Origin of the sequence: Streptomyces sp. NPDC005931 (assembly GCF_042871235.1) — a bacterium.
Taxonomy (GTDB): Bacteria; Actinomycetota; Actinomycetes; order Streptomycetales; family Streptomycetaceae; genus Streptomyces.
In genome coordinates, this window is record NZ_JBIAIG010000011.1 from 235,787 (window position 1) to 251,022 (window position 15,236).

Sequence of the window (15,236 nt, forward strand, 5' to 3'; positions counted from 1 at the left end):
CCGCGGGTCCGTGTGCGCTGCCATAACCGCCATGACGGCCGGAACCACACTCACGAACGCGACATCCGCCGAGCACGAGCTCGCCGCACTCCAGCGCGAGCACGGCCGGCCCCTCTTCGCGCTGCTGCTCCGGCTCTGCGACGGGGACCGGCAGCGCGCGGAGGACCTGGTCCAGGAGACGCTGGTGCGTGCCTGGCAGCACCCCGAGGCCCTGCGCGCCGACGACTTCGACTCCGTGCGCCCGTGGCTGCTCACCGTGGCCCGGCGGCTCGCCATCGACGCGCGGCGGGCCCGCCAGGCCCGGCCGGCCGAGGTCGGCGACGACACCGTGCTGGAGAACGCACGGGTGATCTCCGACCATGCCGAACGGGCCGCCGCCATGCTCGACGTCCGCAAGGCTGTGAAGACACTCACTCCCGAGCACCGTGACGTCCTGGTGCTCGTGTACTTCCAGGGGGCGAGTGTGGCGGAAGCCGCGCAGGCCCTCGGCATCCCGCCCGGTACCGTGAAGTCCCGCGCGTACTACGCGCTGCGCGCCCTGCGCCGGGTGCTTCCGGGATACGCCGCCGACCTGCGCTGAAACCGCCGGTCGAGTCAAACCTCCGTAAAGCGCCTTGCCGACGACCCCGGTTGAGTAATCGGCTGTCCTCATCCGTGTTCCGGACCGGGGGCCCGGGTTCGGGCGACGCGCACGCACCGGAGGAAGGCAGGAAGGGATGCTGGACAGAGGTCGAGAGAGCACGGACGGTTCCGGCGGCAATGAACTGACCGTCCCCATGGCCTGGTTGTACGCCGAATACATCGCCGACGAACTGCTGCGCAGCGGCGATCTGATGCCGCCGACGTCCTTCGAGTTCCGCGCCGGGCGGGACGCGCTGGCGCTCACCGTCTTCCTGTCGGACACCGACGGCGAGCTCTCCGGCATCCGGGTGGTCACCCAGCTGGAGACCTGGCTGTCGCTGACCGCGTACGACCAGCCGTGGCAGGAGTGGATCGAGGAGCGCCTGGCCGGCCTGACCGCGGACGCCGCCGCGTCCGGCCGGACCGCGCCGGACCCGGACCTGGAGCTGGCCCGCGCGGCGTGGCGCTGGCTCCAGGAGACGGAGCTGCTCGCGCCCGACCTCAACGCGGTGCCGGGCGGCGGCGCGGTGGCCGGTGAGGACGAGGGACCGAAGGTGTGGACGCCGGCCTGGCAGCTCGGGCTGCCGCTCGGCCATCTCGCCATCCATCTTTTTTAGAATCCGCGGGACATCCGACCAATCCGCGGGCCGCGCGGCTCCGAATCCCGGGGTTGCGATTCTGTGCGTGGCTTGAGTGATTCGGCGGTCTGGTGCGTACCGGTGGGAGCAAGGAGTAACCCCACCCGCACCCAACGGCACGAGGATTCGGCATGAGGTCCCTGGAGAGGCATCGCGACGTCGGCGCCTACGCGCTCGGTGTGCTGGACGAGGCGGAGGCGTTCCGCTTCGAGGACCACCTCATGGAGTGCCCCAGCTGCGCTGCCCAGGTGACCGAATTCGGCCCGACGGCGCGGCAGTTGATGCTCTACCGGCGCTCCACACCGCCCCTGACGCACCCGCTGGCCAAGCCGGGTCCGAGGATGCTGGACGGGCTGCTGTCGGAGATGGCCGCCCGCCGGCGGGCCGGACGCCGCCGGCTGCTGCTCGCTCTGGCCGCGTCGGTGGTGTTCGCGGTGGCCGCGCCGGCCATCGCGATGGTGACCGAGGGCGGCCCGGAGGCGGTGAGCCTCGCGGCGACCGACGAGCGGTCCGGGGTGTGGGCGCAGGTCACGACGGAGGGCGCGGTCTGGGGCAGCGAGGTGGAGCTCAAGGTCAAGGACGGTGCGGGGCCGCGCGCCTGCCACCTGGTGGTGGTCGGCCGGGACGGCTCCGAGGAGACCGTGACCAGCTGGACCGTGCCCCACCACGACGCCCGCCCCAACACGATGAACGGCGGCTCGGCGATGCACCCGGAGGACATCGCCCGCTACGAGGTCCGCACGGCGGACGGCGAACACCTGGTCACGCTGACCCCGCGCTGACCCGGAGTCCCTCCGGCGGGCCGTCGGCAGCACGCACTCCCCTCGACCCGCCGCCCCCGGCGTGCGGAGCCCCGTCCGGCGAACCCGCGCGAGGGAGTGAAGCCCACCGGAGCCGGGCGCTCACTTGAGGAGGCGGGAGAGCCTGCGGTCGGCCAGGGGTTTGCCGCCGGTCTGGCAGCTCGGGCAGTACTGGAGCGAGGAGTCGCTGAAGGAGACCTCGCGGACCGTGTCCCCGCACACGGGGCACGGCTCCCCCGTGCGGCCGTGGACTCTCAGGCTGCTCTTCTTCTCGGACTTCAGCCGGCCGGCGGCCAGCCCCCGCGAGCGTTCCACCGCCTCCGTGAGCGTGCCGCGCAGGGCCGCGTACAGGCGCGCGGTCTCGTCCTCGCTGAGCGACGCGGCCAGTTTGAACGGGGACATCCTGGCGGCGTGCAGGATCTCGTCGCTGTAGGCGTTCCCGACGCCCGCGATCAGGCTCTGGTCCCGCAGGGCACCCTTCAGCTGCCGGCGTTCACCGGACAGCAGCTCCGCGAAGCGCCGCTCGTCGAAGTCCTCCGCCAGCGGATCCGGACCCAGCCGGGCCACGCCGGGGACCTCGTGGGGGTCCGCCACGACGTGTACCGCGAGACGCTTCTGCGTGCCGGCCTCCGTGAGGTCGAAACCCGCGCCGGTCTCGAGGGCGACGCGCAGCGCGAGGGGGCCCTTGCCGGGGCGGGGCGGGCCGCTGGGCAGGCGGTCCCTCCAGTGCAGCCAGCCCGCCCGGGCCAGGTGGGTGACCAGGTACGGGCCGCCGCCGGTCTCCAGGGCGAGGAACTTGCCGTACCGGTGCACGGCGGTGACCTCGTGGCCCTCGACGGCCGTGAGGGGCGGGTCGTAGGTCTTCAGGACGCTGATCGCCACGGGCAGCACACGGACGATCTCACGGCCGACGAGGTGCTCGGTCAGGAAGTCCTTGAGCGCCTCGACCTCGGGCAGTTCCGGCATACGTCCAGAGTGCCACCCGGGGGCGCGGTGTTCAGGTCCGCATCCGCCGCACAGGCTCAAGTCCGCATCCGCCGCACAGGCTCAGGTCCGCATCCGCCGCACAACACGCTGAGGTCCGCGCCCGCCGCACCCGCTCACGACGGCCTCGCCACCACGAACTCGCACCACACGCACTTGCCGCCGCCGCGCGCCTCCACACCCCAGACGTCCGACAGGGCCTCGACCAGGAGCAGTCCCCGGCCGGAGACTCCCGAGTCCCCCGCCTCACGGCGCCGGGGCAGGGCGCTGGAGGAGTCCTCGACCTCCACGCGCAGCCGCCGGTCGCTGCCGGTGAGGGCCCTGAGGGTGACGACCGCGGCGCCCTCGGTGTGCATCAGGGCGTTGGTGACCAGCTCGTCGGCGGCCAGCTCCACCTCGTCGGCGCGGTCCCGGGCGCCCCAGGCGCCGACGGCGGCGCGGATCATGCGCCGTGCCCCGGAGAGCGCCTCGGGATCACCGGGGGCCACGTGCTGCTGGAGCCGTCCGCCCGCGCGAGGGCTGTCCAGTTCCCGGCGTCGCAGCAGGAGCAGTGCCACGTCGTCGTCGCCGCCGCGCTCCTCGGCGACGACGATGAGCCGGTCGGCGAGTTCCCGTACGTCGTCCGGGCCCGCGGCGACCAGCGCGGAGAGCGTCTCCATGCCGTCGTCGAGGTCGGCCCCGGGCCGCTCGACCAGACCGTCGGTGCACAGCAGCAGGGTGTCGCCGGGGTCGAGCTCCATGGTGCCGACCGGGTAGTCGAGCTGCCCGAACTCGGCGGACAGACCGAGCGGCAGGCCACCGGGCACGCACACGCGCCGGCAGGTGCCGTCGGTGCGCCGCACCAGCGGGTCGATGTGGCCGGCCCGCACCATCTGGAGCACACCGGTGGACAGGTCGGCCTCCGCGTACAGGCAGGTCGCCGAGCGGTCGGTGTCCAGCTCGTGCAGGAAGACGGAGGCCCGGGCCATGACCGTGGCCGGCGGATGTCCCTCGGCGGCGTAGGCGCGCAGCACGATGCGCAACTGGCCCATGACGGCGGCGGCGTGCGTGTCGTGGCCCTGAACGTCGCCGATGACGGCCCCGACCCGGTTGCCGGGCAGCGGGATCAGGTCGTACCAGTCGCCGCCGATGTCCCGGCCGACGGTGCCGCCGATGGCGGCCGCGCGGTAGCGGACGGCGACGTCGGCGCCGGGCACGCTGGGGATGGTGCGCGGCAGCATGGCCTGCTGGAGCCCCTGGGCGAGGTCCATCTCCTGCTCGTAGAACATGGCGCGCTGCAGGCTCTGGGCGATGCTGCTGCCGAGGGCGACGAGGATGTTGCGCTCCTCGGGGGTGAAACCGCGCCGGTCGCTGTAGAGCAGGCCCATGGCGCCGATCGGGCGGGCCTGGACGATGAGCGGCAGATAGGCCGCGGAGGTGATGTCCAGGCCGGTGATGTGCGGCCACAGCAGCGGGTAGCGCTCGGCGAACTCCTCCGGCGACTCGATGAAGCACGGGCTGAGGGTCCGTACCGCCTCGCTCATAGGGTACGGCTCGTCTATCCGGGTGACGCGGGTGCCGGGCACGAAGCTGCCGGCCGGTCCCTCGGCGATCAGCCGGATCCGCCCCGCCTCGACCAGGCCCATCACGAGGCTGGTGGCGCCCAGGTGGGTGAGGCCGTGGGTGTCCTTGAGGGCGTCGATGACGTCCTGCACGGTGCGGGCGTGGGCGAGGGCGGCCGTGGTCAGCTGGACGATGTTGGTCTGCTTGCGGCGGGCGTCCTCCTCGGCGGCCTGCTCGCGCCGCGCCTCGCTCTCGCTGAGCTCCTCGGTGGCGTCGCGGACGATGCCGATGATCCGGCGGGGCCTGCCGGTGTCGTCGCGGCGGATGTAGCCCTGGGTGTGTGTCCAGCGCAGGGTGCCGTCGCGGCGGCGGACCCGGAAGTAGGCGCCGTAGTTCTCGCTGCCGTCCTTCAGGGCGTGGGAGACGGCGGCGTCCAGCCGCAGGGCCTCACCGGACGGGACCCTCTTGGCCAGGGTCTCGGGGCGGTCGTCGTACTCGTCGGGGCGCACGTCGAAGATCTCGCGGGCCTGGGCGTCCATCTGCATCACGCCGGAGTCCAGGTCCCAGTCGAAGCTGCCCATGCGGTTGAGCGCCAGGATCGGGTCCGGGTGGTCCGGCCAGTCGTCCGGGAGTGACAGGGCGCTCGCTCCCCGATCAGCCATGGGCCCCACCTTGCCAGGATTCGTCCGATTCCACGACCGCTGCGCCGGGGCGCGTGCACCGCCCGGCACAGCGCGCCCTCGGCGAAGAAGACGCCGGTGGGGCCGCCGGGGATGCGTCGCGCCGGCGGGATTCCCGGGATGGGCGCGGCTTCACCCCACTTCACTCACGCGGGTTGCACAATCCGCGAGGTGGTATGCGCGGGTCAGCGGGTGGGGCGGCGACAATGGAGAAGGGAGCGCACGGCCGTGGAATGGTTCATCGCATCCGACTACTGGCTGAGCCGGCTGGTCTTCCAGCGGGCGCTGGCCGCCCTGTACCTGGTCGCGTTCCTGACGGCGGCGCTCCAGTTCCGTGCGCTGATGGGCGAGCGCGGGATGCTGCCGGTGCCCCGGTTCGTGGAGCGCGTGCCCTTCCGCCGGTCGCCGAGCCTGTTCCACGCCCACTACTCGGACCGGTTCTTCGCGGGCTGCGCGTGGACCGGCTGCGCGGTGTCGGCGGCGCTGCTGGCGGGGCTCGACTCGCTGCTGCCGCTGTGGGGCGGCATGCTGCTGTGGCTCGTGCCGTGGGCGCTGTACCTGTCGATCGTGAACGTCGGGCAGACCTGGTACGCCTTCGGCTGGGAGTCGCTGCTGCTGGAGGTGGGGTTCCTCGCGGTCCTGCTGGGCAACGACGAGGTGGGCCCACCGGTCGTGGTGCTGTTCCTGCTGCGGTGGGTGCTGTTCCGGGTGGAGTTCGGCGCGGGACTGATCAAGATGCGGGGCGACGAGTGCTGGCGCAGGCTGACCTGTCTGGACCACCATCACGAGACCCAGCCCATGCCCGGCCCGCTGAGCTGGTTCTTCCACCGTCTGCCGCGGCCCCTGCACCGCGTCGAGGCGGCCGCGAATCACGTCACCCAACTCGCGGTGCCGTTCCTGCTGTTCACTCCGCAGCCGATCGCCACGGCCGGCGCGCTGCTGATGATCGTCACCCAGTTGTGGCTGGTGCTGTCGGGCAACTTCTCCTGGCTGAACTGGATCACGATCGTGCTGGCCCTGTCGGCGGTCCGGTTCCCGGGCGAGCCGCCGGCGGACGTCCCCGACGCGCCGCTGTGGTACGTGGTCGTCGTCCTCGGGGTGTCCGCGCTGCTGTTCGGCCTCGGTTACCGGCCGGTCCGCAACATGCTCTCCCGCCGCCAGGTGATGAACCGCTCCTTCGACCCCCTCCACCTGGTCAACACCTACGGGGCGTTCGGCAGCGTCAGCCGGGTGCGCTACGAGGTCGTGGTCGAGGGCACCGCGGACGAGGTGCCGAGGGAGGACTCGCACTGGCGGGAGTACGAGTTCAAGGGCAAGCCGGGCGATCCGCGCCGCTGGCCGCGCCAGTACGCCCCCTACCACCTGCGGCTCGACTGGCTCATGTGGTTCGCCGCGCTGTCGCCGGCGTACGCCGGGCCGTGGTTCGGCGCCCTGGTGGAACGGCTGCTCGAGAACGACCGCGACACGCTCAAGCTGCTGCGTCGTTCACCTTTCCCGCCGGACGCGCCGCCGCGTTACGTCCGGGCCCGACTCTTCCGCTACCGGTACACGACCTGGCGGGAGCTGCGGGAGACGGGCGCGTGCTGGAATCGGACGTACGTGCGGGAGTTCCTGCCGCCGACCCGGCTGGCCCGGGCCGCTCACAGGTCGTAGACGCGTGGGGCGGGCCCGCGCGGACCTGGGCGTGTCCGTCGCCGAGACCCGGACCGGCTTCCGGGCGGTGGCGTGCACCCCGGCCGTGGCCACGGCCGGGGTGCACGCAGCACCATCGGTTCGAAGGGCGGAAGCCGGTCTCGGGGGCGGGGAAGCGCGGAGCGCGCAGCCGGGGACGGACGTGGACGGCGGTGGTGGCGCCCGGGCCGCCGTTGGGGTCCGCGCCGTGGAGGGGGCGGGTCGGGTCGTGGCCGCATGTCGGTCGTCGGCGGTCCTTCTCCCCGTTTCGGCCGTCCGGGGGACAATGGCCGCATGCGGCCGAGGGGCACCGCCGGTGCCGCCGCCGGACTGCTGCTGGCCCTCGCAGCGGCCGACTGCACCGGCGGCGAGGACGGCGCCGTGCCGAGGCGCTCTCCCGCGTCCACCGCCGAGAGCCGCCCCGCCACCGAGCGTCCCGGGGCCGAGAGCCCCCGCACCTCTCCCCCACCGGCCCCGTCCCCGGCCGACCCGGTGTCGATCGCCGGCCTCGCCGCGCGCGAGCACACCGGGTCCGGTCTGCGGCTCGGCTCCGTACTCGCCCGCACCTCCGCCTACACGCGGTACGCGGTGACGTACCAGGCCAATGGGCTGACGATCTCCGGGGTGATGAACGTCCCGGAGGGCGACGGCCCCTTCCCGGCGCTGGTGCTCGCGCACGGCTACATCGACCCGGACGTGTACGTGACCGGCCAGGGCATGCCCCGCGAGCAGGACCTGCTGGCCCGCAACGGCCACGTCGTCCTGCACGTCGACTACCGCAACCACGCCGGCTCGGACAAGGACCCGGACAACGACGTGAACCTCCGTCTCGGCTACACCGAGGACGTCATCGGTGCCGCGATGGCGCTGCGCTCCGCCGGCCGCCCGGAGATCGACGGCGACCGCATCGGGCTGCTGGGCCGGTCGATGGGCGGCGGGGTGGTCTACAACACGCTGGTGGTGGCGCCCGGGCTGTTCGACGCGGCGGTGGTGTACGCGCCGGTCAGCGCGCGCCCCGAGGAGAACCTCGACCACTTCCAGCGGCGCTCCGGCGACCCGGTGGTGGCCGAGATCGAGGCCCGCCACGGCACGCCCGACAGCGACCCGGAGTTCTGGCGGCAGTTGTCCCCGCTGACCCACGCCGACCGGCTGACCGAGCCTCTCCTGATCCACCACGGCACCGCGGACGGAACCTGTCCGCTCAGGTGGTCCCGCGAGGCGGCCGCGGCGTTCCGGGCGGCCGGCAAGGACGTCGAGCTGCGCACCTACGAAGGCGAGGGCCACACCTTCGGGTCACGGTGGCGGGAGTCCATGGAGGTCACGATGGCCCACTTCGACCGGCACCTGCGCTGAGCCGCCACGCCCGCCCGCTCCGACCGGCGGCCGGCACCGGCCCACCCGCTCCCGGCCGCGACCCGCGCCCCCGCTCCCGGGCGTCCCGCTACGCGATCTCGACGCGGCGTCCCCGCACGAGGCACAGTTCTCCGTACGTACTCGCCAGTACGCCCGCCCGTCCCCGCACCCCGAGGAGCCGAAGTTGACCAGTTGGGCCGGCCGGACCGCCGTCGAGATCGCCGCCGCCGTCCGGGAGAAGCGGGTCACACCGCGAGAGGTGGTCGCCGAGCACCTCGCACGGATCGGGCGGCTCGACGGACGGATCGGGGCCTTCCGCGTGGTCCGGGCCGTCGCCGCGCTGAGCGAGGCCGAGGAGGTGGCCGCGCGTCCCGACCTGGGCGACCTGCCCCTGGCCGGGGTCCCGGTGGCGGTCAAGGACAACCTGGCCGTGCGCGGCGAGAGCATGCGCGTCGGCTCCGCCGCGACCCCGGACACTCCCGCCGAGCGGGACCACGAGACGGTGGCCCGGCTGCGGGCCGCGGGTGCGGTGGTCGTGGGGCTGACGAACGTGCCGGAGCTGTGTGTCTTCGGTACCACCGAGGGCGTCCACGGCACCGCCCGCAACCCGTGGGACCCGACGCGCACGGCGGGCGGCTCCTCGGGCGGCAGCGCGGCCGCCGTCGCGGCCGGGATGGTGCCGATCGCCCTCGGCAACGACGGCATGGGCTCCCTGCGCATACCGGCCGCCAACTGTGGTCTCGTCGCCGTCAAGCCGGGCGGTACGGTCGTTCCCGCGGGCATCGGCGAGGGCGACTGGTTCGGCATGTCGGAGAACGGCCCGCTCGCCACGACCGTCGAGGACGCCCGCCTGATGCTCGCGGTGCTGGCCGGCACCGGGTCCGTGAGCCGCCCGGGGACCGGCACCCGGCGGATCGCCGTCTCCCTGCGCAGCCCGCTGGCCGGCGTCACCGTCTCCATGCCGTACGCGACGGCCGTGCGGGAGGCGGCGGCGGTGCTGATGAAGGCCGGGCACGAGGTGCGGCGGGCCGATCCGCCGTACCCGGCCTCGCTGGGGCTGACCGCGGTGGCCCACTGGACTGCGGGCACGGCTGCGGACGCCCGGGGGCTCGACGCGCGGCTGCTGGCCCGGCGCACCCGGGTGCACGCGGCCATCGGCCGACGCTGCGAACGGTTCGTGCGCGGGGGCACCGGCCGGGAGCGGCTGCGTCACCGGCTCGAGCCGTTCTTCGCGGAGTACGACGTGCTGCTCACCCCGGCGCTGGCCCGCCGCTCCCCGAAGGCGGCGCCCTGGCACGAGCGGGGCTGGCTGCGCAATGTGCTCGTCAACTCGGCGTACTCCCCGCTGACGCCGCCGTGGAACCTCACCGGCTGGCCGGCGATGGCCGTCCCCTTCGGCACGCTGCCCTCCGGTGCGCCGTGCGCGGTGCAGCTGGTGGGACCGCCGGGGTCGGAGGCGGTGCTGCTGGACCTGGCCGAGCAGATCGAGCGGCGGCACCCGTGGCGGCGGACGGCGCCACTGGACGGGCGCGGCTGAAAAACGCGGTTGCCGTGATCGACGGCCGGGTCCTAGGGTCGGCCGGGTGACTGCCGGGTCGGCCATGGGCCATACATGTGAGGCGCTCCCGGCCTCCGCGTGAGGCCGCCGGGGGTGTGCCCCCCGCGGCCGGGCCGGGTGCGGGGAGGCATCCGCGCCCCGCCCACCTCTCTGCGTTCCCTCCTGCCGCGCCCGTCCTGCGCGCGGCTTCCCGAACAGGCTCGAACCCGGAGACGTATCCCATGTCCGAAGCACAGCAGCGCCCGCACGCGGTCGAACTGCCCACTACGACAGCCCACTTGAACCACACCGTCGTCTTCGCGAGCGACCGGCGGAGCTCGGCGGAGTTCCTCGCCACGATCCTGGGTCTGGAGGTCGGAGCGCCCTTCGGCCCGTTCCTTCCCGTGGACCTGGGCAACGGTGTGACCCTCGACTACTACGAGAAGCGGGACGAGCCGATCCAGGGTCAGCACTACGCGTTCCTCGTGCCCGAGGACCGGTTCGACGCGATGATCGCCCGCCTTGAGGCGGCCGGGGTGACCTACTACGCCGACCCCGGCCACCATGAGCCCGGTCGGGTCAACGATCTCTTCGGCGGTCGCGGCGCCTACTTCGACGACCCGGACGGCCACAACATGGAGATCATGACCCGGCCCTACCTGCGCCCCTGAGTCCGGGGCCGCCGGTCACAGCGACCGGTACATGATGTGCAGCCCGACGAGGCCGTGCCGGGGGTGTTCGTACGCCTCGGGCACGGTCCCGAGGACGGTGAAGCCGAGGGACTTCCAGAGGTCCACGGCCGGGTTGGTCTCGACCACCGCGTTGAACACCATGCCCCGGTAGCCGGCGGCCCCGGCTTCGGCGAGGACGTGCTCGGCGAGGGCGCGGCCGATGCCGCGGCCGGCGTGGCGGGGGTCGACCATGAAGCCGGCGTTGGCGATGCGGGCGGCGGGGCCGCCGTAGTTGCGGGTGAGGTAGGCGGAGCCGACGACGGCTCCGCCGTCGTCCTCGACGACGTAGACCCGTTTCGCGGGGTTCATCCACAGGTTCCGGGCGTCCTCCTCGGAGGTGTCCGGGTCCCAGGTGTACGTCTCGCCCGCGGCGACGACGCGGTGCCAGAACGGCCAGATGTGCGGCCAGTCGCCGGCGGTCGCTTCTCTGATCGGCATGGGCGTGAGTCTCGCACGCCCATGCCGGGGGCGATCACGAAAGGAGGGGGGTCAGTCGACGCTGGGGAGGATGTGGGGCTCGGCGAGGTCGTCCTCGTAGCCCGCGAGGCGGATCGGGGCCGAGCGGGCCCACACGTCTAGGCTGCCGAGCTCCCCGGGCCGGCGGCCCGCGCGCTCCGGGCGTTCCTTGGGGCGCTGATCGCGATTCGTCTTCTCCGGTGTCACCGCGCACTCCTTATGTGTCGGTCACCCTAGGGACGTGCTGCGCCGGTCCTGCCGCGCCTGGCGTCCGACGTCCGCTCGGGACTGGGTCGAAAGCGGTTCGGACGCGGTGGCGCCGGTAACTCGCGGGAGAGCAGGACGTTGTGAACCGGCTTGTCCCATGACGGACCGTGGGTGTGGGTAGGACCCCGTTCTGCTGTCCGTCCGCTTCAGATTAACCAGATGAGCGGGCCCCCGCTCGATGGGGCTGAAAACGGAGCGTAACAATCGCGCGTCGGATCGCTCTCAACGGGTCACAATATGCTCCTATTTCACTATTGATGCCTCTTGGTGCAGTCACTCTTTCGGACTACATGGGCGTCGACGTTTTCGAGAAGGCGGCATGGTCATGGCCCAGTTCAGGCCCCGTTGGCCGGGCCGCAAGGTCGTCATGGTCTGCTGCCGAACGGCAACGGCTGTCTCCCGGGAGGACCGGCGCATGGAACTGCGCAGCGTCGAGGAGCTGATGGACCTGCTGTACGCCTGCCGCGGCACGCGGGACGTCCCGGAGTCCGGTGGCCCTCCGGTCGACGCCCACGACCACGCCCTGCGCACCGCCGCGCTGCTCCGTCGCGGTCGCCCCGCGGACAAGGAGCTCCAGGTGGCGGGGCTGGTACGGCCCGTGGGCCGGCTGCTGTGGCCGGGCGACGGCGCAGGGCACGCGGCGCAGGCGGTGCGTGCTCTGCTCGGCGAACGGGTCGCCGGACTGGTCCGGCTGCATCTCCGGAGCGACGTGTCCGCCGACGACCTGCTCGCCCTGCGGATGGCGGACGAGGAGGCGCGCACCGCCCGTTTCGACGCCGGGGTGCTGGAGGACTGGCGCACCGTGCTGGAACTGCTGTCGGAGCGGCAACTCCCCAACGCCGGTGGTCGGCTGACGGCGCGCCGGCGTCACCACTTGCCGGGCGCGTAGTCCTTCAGGAAGACGCCGTACAGGTCCTCGCCCGCCTCGCCGCGCACGATCGGGTCGTAGACCCGGGCCGCCCCGTCGACCAGGTCGAGCGGGGCGTGGAAACCTGCCTCGGCGAGGCGGACCTTGTCGGGGTGGGGCCGCTCGTCGGTGATCCAGCCGGTGTCGACGGCCGTCATCAGGATGCGGTCCTTGTCGAACATCTCCTGGGCGCTGGTGCGGGTGAGCATGTTCAGGGCGGCCTTGGCCATGTTGGTGTGCGGATGCCCCGCACCCTTGTAGCCGCGGGCGAACACGCCCTCCATGGCGGAGACGTTCACGATGTACGTCCGCCTCGCCGGGGAGGCCGCCATGGCCGGGCGCAGTCGGCTGATCAGCAGGAACGGCGCCGTCGAGTTGCACAGCTGCACCTCGAGCAGCTCGACCGGGGTGACCTCCTCCACGGTCTGCACCCAGCTGTTGGTGTCGTGCAGATCGGGGACGAGACCGCCGGCGTCGATCGCGGTGCCCGCGGCGATGCGTTCCAGGGAGGCCGAGCCGGACACCAGGGCGAGGTCGGTGACGTCCTGGGCGGTCAGCGCACCACCGCCGGCGACCGGGAGCTGGGCGACCGCGCCGGAGCCGAAGGTGCCGATGACCTCGGCGGCGGGCAGCTCACCGGCCGGCAACGGGGCCGACTCGGCGGTGACCAGCTCGCTGTAGGCCTGCGGGGAGCGGCGCACGGTCTGGGCGGCGTTGTTGATCAGGATGTCCAGCGGTCCCGCGGCGGCCACCGAGTCGGCGAGCGCGACGACCTGGGCCGGGTCGCGCAGGTCGATCCCGACGATCTTCAGCCGGTGGATCCACTCGTCGCTGTCGGGCTGGGCCTTGAAGCGGCGGATGGCGTCGTTGGGGAACCGGGTGGTGATCGTGGTGTGGGCGCCGTCGCGCAGCAGTCGCAGCGCGATGTACATGCCGATCTTGGCCCTGCCGCCGGTGAGCAGTGCCCGCTTGCCGGTGAGGTCGGTGCGGGCGTCGCGGCGGGCGCGGTTCTCGGCGGCGCACCGCCGGCAGAGCTGGTGGTAGAAGTAGTCGACCTCGACGTAGCGGGTCTTGCAGACGTAGCAGGAGCGGGGGCGCTGGAGTATCCCCGCGATCCGGCCGGGCGCGACGCGCGAGGAGGGCAGGATGCCTTCCGTCTCGTCGTCGATGCGCTCGGCGGAGCCGGTGGCGGTGGCCTCGGTGACCGCGCGGTCGTGGGCGGTCTTGGCGGCGCGGCGTTCCTGGCGGCGGCGCTGCTTGACGGTGCGGTAGAGGTGCGAGGTGGCCCGGCGGACCAGGATCGCGTCCGGGTGGTCGACGTCGAGCTTGTCGAGTTCCTCCAGCACGCCGAGGCAGACGGCCAGCCGCTCCGGGTCGATGCCGGGCCCGTGTGCCACCGCGTCCGTGGCCTCGGGGCCGTTCTCTGTCACCGTCATCGCCGTCGCCGTTTCCTGGTGTGCCGTCGCGGCGCTCCGTACGCGCCCACTGTCGAACGGGGGATTTTACGGAGCGCCGGGCCGCAGCACCAAACCCGCGGCCTCAGGGATCGCAGGCGGTGAGCAGCGCCTGGACCTCCTCCGACACGGAACGGGCGAGCAGATCGAGGTCCGGGACGGCCGCCGCGTCGGCGACCAGCCCGTAGTGAACGCGCCCGCGGTAGGTGGAGACGGCGACCGCGAGGGAGTGCCCGGGAGCCAGGGGCGCCAGCGGGAAGACCGCGCCGAGCGGGTTGCCGCCGAGCCGCAGGCCGAAGCCGGGCAGCGGGACGCTGGTGACCAGGACGTCGAACCAGAGCCGGGCGGCCTGGCCGACCAGCGGTCCGCCGAGCCGGTGGCCGAGCGGCGGTACGTGATCGGCGAGCAGGGCGACCGCGCCCGCGCCCCGGTGGGGGCCCGCCTCCTTGTTCCGGTCCATGGCGATGCGGACGAGGTCGAGGCGGGCGAGCGGATCCTGCTCGTCGACGGGGAGCCGTATCAAGTAGCCGGAGAGCCGGTTGCCCTGGGGGTGGGCGGTGCGCGGGCGGCGCCGGGAGACGGGGATGAGCGCGCGCGGCGACACGCCCTCGCTGCCGTCGCCGCGCTCGTCCAGCCAGCGGCGCAGGGCACCGGCGACGACCGCGATCAGCACGTCGTTGACGGTGCCGCCGGCGGACTTGCGGATCCGGTGCACGTCGTCGAGGTCGGCCACCACCCCGGCGGTGCGGCGGGTGCCGCTGGGCAGGCAGGCGAGCGCGGGCGAGCTGCGCGCGGCGAGGGTGGAGCGGGCGACGCAGGCGCCGATGTCCAGGGCCCGGCCCGCGTCGGACAGGGCGCCGCGGACGAGTTCGGGCACCCTGCGCACGTCGGGGAGCAGCCCGCGTTCCGGCTCGGTCGGGCCGGGCCGGGGGGCGGGCAGGTCCATGGGGTCCATCAGGGCGGCGGCGAGGGTGAGGGCGCGCAGTCCATCGGCGAGGGCGTGGTGGAACTTGAACAGCACGGCGAAGCAGGCGCCGTCCTCCCCCGGCAGAACGTGGGCCTCCCACGGCGGCCGGGAGCGGTCCAGCTGGCGCTCCATGAGCCGCCCGGCCGCGGCGTGGAAGTCGGCGGCGGGGTCGTGCAGCCGTACGTGGTCGGCGGGGTCGAAGCCGGGGTCGGGCTCCCGTGCGGCACCGCCGAAGGCGAGCGGGCGGCGCAGCACAGAGGCGAGCGGTTCGCCGAGCGGCGGCCACGGGCGGCGCAGCAGCGACGGCCGCGCAGCGAGCGGCTGCCACACGTCGCGGATGCGCATCCGCAGTCCGGGCACGGCCGCGGCTCGGGCGGCGAGCAGGTCGGCCGCGTGGGCGCCCGCATTGGGCGAGCCGGCCGGGAAGACGCCGAGGGCCGCGAGGTGCATGGGGTGGGCGGCGGACTCGATGTTCCAGAACGCCAGGTCGAGAGGGGCGAGCAGGTCTGCGTTCAAGGGCTTGCCTCGCGTCGATGACGGATGGACAGCAGTCAATCGCCCTCACCCGATTACGGTCAAGTACGATCTCGCTACGCTCAGTTAACAGCAGATGAAGTCCCGTCTCCCC

Annotated in this window: 14 protein-coding genes; 8 read left to right on the plus strand and 6 right to left on the minus strand. The window is 73.2% G+C overall.

Features of this window, described 5'->3' with window-relative positions; translation table 11 throughout:
- The first annotated feature begins 31 nt into the window (after window positions 1-31).
- The 3 genes from ACFYOV_RS24850 (at window position 32) to ACFYOV_RS24860 (ending at window position 2,041) form a co-directional block, all read left to right on the plus strand.
- Window positions 32-580 carry a sigma-70 family RNA polymerase sigma factor gene (locus ACFYOV_RS24850; RefSeq protein WP_389090777.1) on the plus strand — a complete coding sequence of 183 codons (549 nt, stop codon included), beginning with the start codon at window positions 32-34 and terminating at the stop codon, window positions 578-580.
- Between the two features lie 136 nt (window positions 581-716).
- The gene (locus ACFYOV_RS24855) at window positions 717-1,238 is read left to right on the plus strand and encodes a hypothetical protein (protein ID WP_389090780.1); all 522 of its coding nucleotides are present in this window, start codon (window positions 717-719) and stop codon (window positions 1,236-1,238) included.
- 152 nt (window positions 1,239-1,390) lie between these two features.
- Window positions 1,391-2,041, plus strand: a complete 651-nt coding sequence (locus ACFYOV_RS24860; RefSeq protein ID WP_389090782.1) for a zf-HC2 domain-containing protein — start codon at window positions 1,391-1,393, stop codon at window positions 2,039-2,041.
- 120 nt (window positions 2,042-2,161) lie between these two features.
- Here ACFYOV_RS24860 and ACFYOV_RS24865 read toward each other — a convergent pair whose 3' ends face one another.
- Together ACFYOV_RS24865 and ACFYOV_RS24870 are read right to left on the minus strand one after the other, a co-directional pair.
- Entirely contained in the window at window positions 2,162-3,025 is an 864-nt protein-coding gene (locus ACFYOV_RS24865; RefSeq protein ID WP_389090784.1) for an Fpg/Nei family DNA glycosylase, read from the minus strand.
- Window positions 3,026-3,159: 134 nt separating this feature from the next.
- Entirely contained in the window at window positions 3,160-5,247 is a 2,088-nt protein-coding gene (locus tag ACFYOV_RS24870) for a SpoIIE family protein phosphatase (protein ID WP_389090785.1), read from the minus strand.
- 246 nt (window positions 5,248-5,493) lie between these two features.
- On the opposite strand from ACFYOV_RS24870, the gene ACFYOV_RS24875 reads away from it, so the two are divergent.
- The 4 genes from ACFYOV_RS24875 (at window position 5,494) to ACFYOV_RS24890 (ending at window position 10,497) form a co-directional block, all read left to right on the plus strand.
- Entirely contained in the window at window positions 5,494-6,918 is a 1,425-nt protein-coding gene (locus ACFYOV_RS24875; RefSeq protein WP_389090788.1) for a lipase maturation factor family protein, read from the plus strand.
- A 312-nt stretch (window positions 6,919-7,230) separates the two neighbouring features.
- Window positions 7,231-8,289 carry an alpha/beta hydrolase family protein gene (locus tag ACFYOV_RS24880; protein WP_389090790.1) on the plus strand — a complete coding sequence of 353 codons (1,059 nt, stop codon included), beginning with the start codon at window positions 7,231-7,233 and terminating at the stop codon, window positions 8,287-8,289.
- Window positions 8,290-8,473: 184 nt separating this feature from the next.
- Window positions 8,474-9,826: an amidase gene (locus tag ACFYOV_RS24885; protein ID WP_389090792.1), complete on the plus strand. Its 1,353-nt coding sequence runs from the start codon at window positions 8,474-8,476 to the stop codon at window positions 9,824-9,826.
- A 242-nt stretch (window positions 9,827-10,068) separates the two neighbouring features.
- Window positions 10,069-10,497, plus strand: a complete 429-nt coding sequence (locus ACFYOV_RS24890) for a VOC family protein (protein WP_389090794.1) — start codon at window positions 10,069-10,071, stop codon at window positions 10,495-10,497.
- 15 nt (window positions 10,498-10,512) lie between these two features.
- Here ACFYOV_RS24890 and ACFYOV_RS24895 read toward each other — a convergent pair whose 3' ends face one another.
- Together ACFYOV_RS24895 and ACFYOV_RS24900 are read right to left on the minus strand one after the other, a co-directional pair.
- On the minus strand, window positions 10,513-10,995 hold the full coding sequence (locus ACFYOV_RS24895) for a GNAT family N-acetyltransferase (RefSeq protein ID WP_389090796.1): 483 nt from the start codon (window positions 10,993-10,995) through the stop codon (window positions 10,513-10,515).
- 51 nt (window positions 10,996-11,046) lie between these two features.
- Window positions 11,047-11,220 carry a hypothetical protein gene (locus tag ACFYOV_RS24900; protein WP_107416040.1) on the minus strand — a complete coding sequence of 58 codons (174 nt, stop codon included), beginning with the start codon at window positions 11,218-11,220 and terminating at the stop codon, window positions 11,047-11,049.
- Window positions 11,221-11,695: 475 nt separating this feature from the next.
- Here ACFYOV_RS24900 and ACFYOV_RS24905 point away from each other — a divergent pair, with 475 nt between their 5' ends.
- Window positions 11,696-12,169: a hypothetical protein gene (locus ACFYOV_RS24905; RefSeq protein ID WP_389090799.1), complete on the plus strand. Its 474-nt coding sequence runs from the start codon at window positions 11,696-11,698 to the stop codon at window positions 12,167-12,169.
- On the opposite strand, the gene ACFYOV_RS24910 is transcribed toward ACFYOV_RS24905, so the two are convergent.
- A complete protein-coding gene (locus ACFYOV_RS24910; RefSeq protein ID WP_389090801.1) occupies window positions 12,148-13,623 on the minus strand; it encodes an SDR family NAD(P)-dependent oxidoreductase in 1,476 nt (491 codons plus the stop codon). The two genes, ACFYOV_RS24905 and ACFYOV_RS24910, sit on opposite strands and share 22 nt — an antisense overlap.
- 103 nt (window positions 13,624-13,726) lie before the next feature.
- A complete protein-coding gene (locus ACFYOV_RS24915; RefSeq protein ID WP_389090803.1) occupies window positions 13,727-15,124 on the minus strand; it encodes a wax ester/triacylglycerol synthase family O-acyltransferase in 1,398 nt (465 codons plus the stop codon).
- Window positions 15,125-15,236: the final 112 nt, after the last annotated feature.

Excerpts from the sequence above, each read along its gene's own strand:
- ACFYOV_RS24855 (WP_389090780.1), top strand. The coding sequence starts at position 717 with ATGCTGGACAGAGGTCGAGAGAGCACGGACGGTTCCGGCGGCAATGAA.
- ACFYOV_RS24910 (WP_389090801.1), bottom strand. The coding sequence starts at position 13,623 with ATGACGGTGACAGAGAACGGCCCCGAGGCCACGGACGCGGTGGCACAC.
- ACFYOV_RS24880 (WP_389090790.1), top strand. The coding sequence starts at position 7,231 with ATGCGGCCGAGGGGCACCGCCGGTGCCGCCGCCGGACTGCTGCTGGCC.
- ACFYOV_RS24870 (WP_389090785.1), bottom strand. The coding sequence starts at position 5,247 with ATGGCTGATCGGGGAGCGAGCGCCCTGTCACTCCCGGACGACTGGCCG.
- ACFYOV_RS24865 (WP_389090784.1), bottom strand. The coding sequence starts at position 3,025 with ATGCCGGAACTGCCCGAGGTCGAGGCGCTCAAGGACTTCCTGACCGAG.
- ACFYOV_RS24890 (WP_389090794.1), top strand. The coding sequence starts at position 10,069 with ATGTCCGAAGCACAGCAGCGCCCGCACGCGGTCGAACTGCCCACTACG.
- ACFYOV_RS24850 (WP_389090777.1), top strand. The coding sequence starts at position 32 with ATGACGGCCGGAACCACACTCACGAACGCGACATCCGCCGAGCACGAG.
- ACFYOV_RS24895 (WP_389090796.1), bottom strand. The coding sequence starts at position 10,995 with ATGCCGATCAGAGAAGCGACCGCCGGCGACTGGCCGCACATCTGGCCG.
- ACFYOV_RS24905 (WP_389090799.1), top strand. The coding sequence starts at position 11,696 with ATGGAACTGCGCAGCGTCGAGGAGCTGATGGACCTGCTGTACGCCTGC.
- ACFYOV_RS24860 (WP_389090782.1), top strand. The coding sequence starts at position 1,391 with ATGAGGTCCCTGGAGAGGCATCGCGACGTCGGCGCCTACGCGCTCGGT.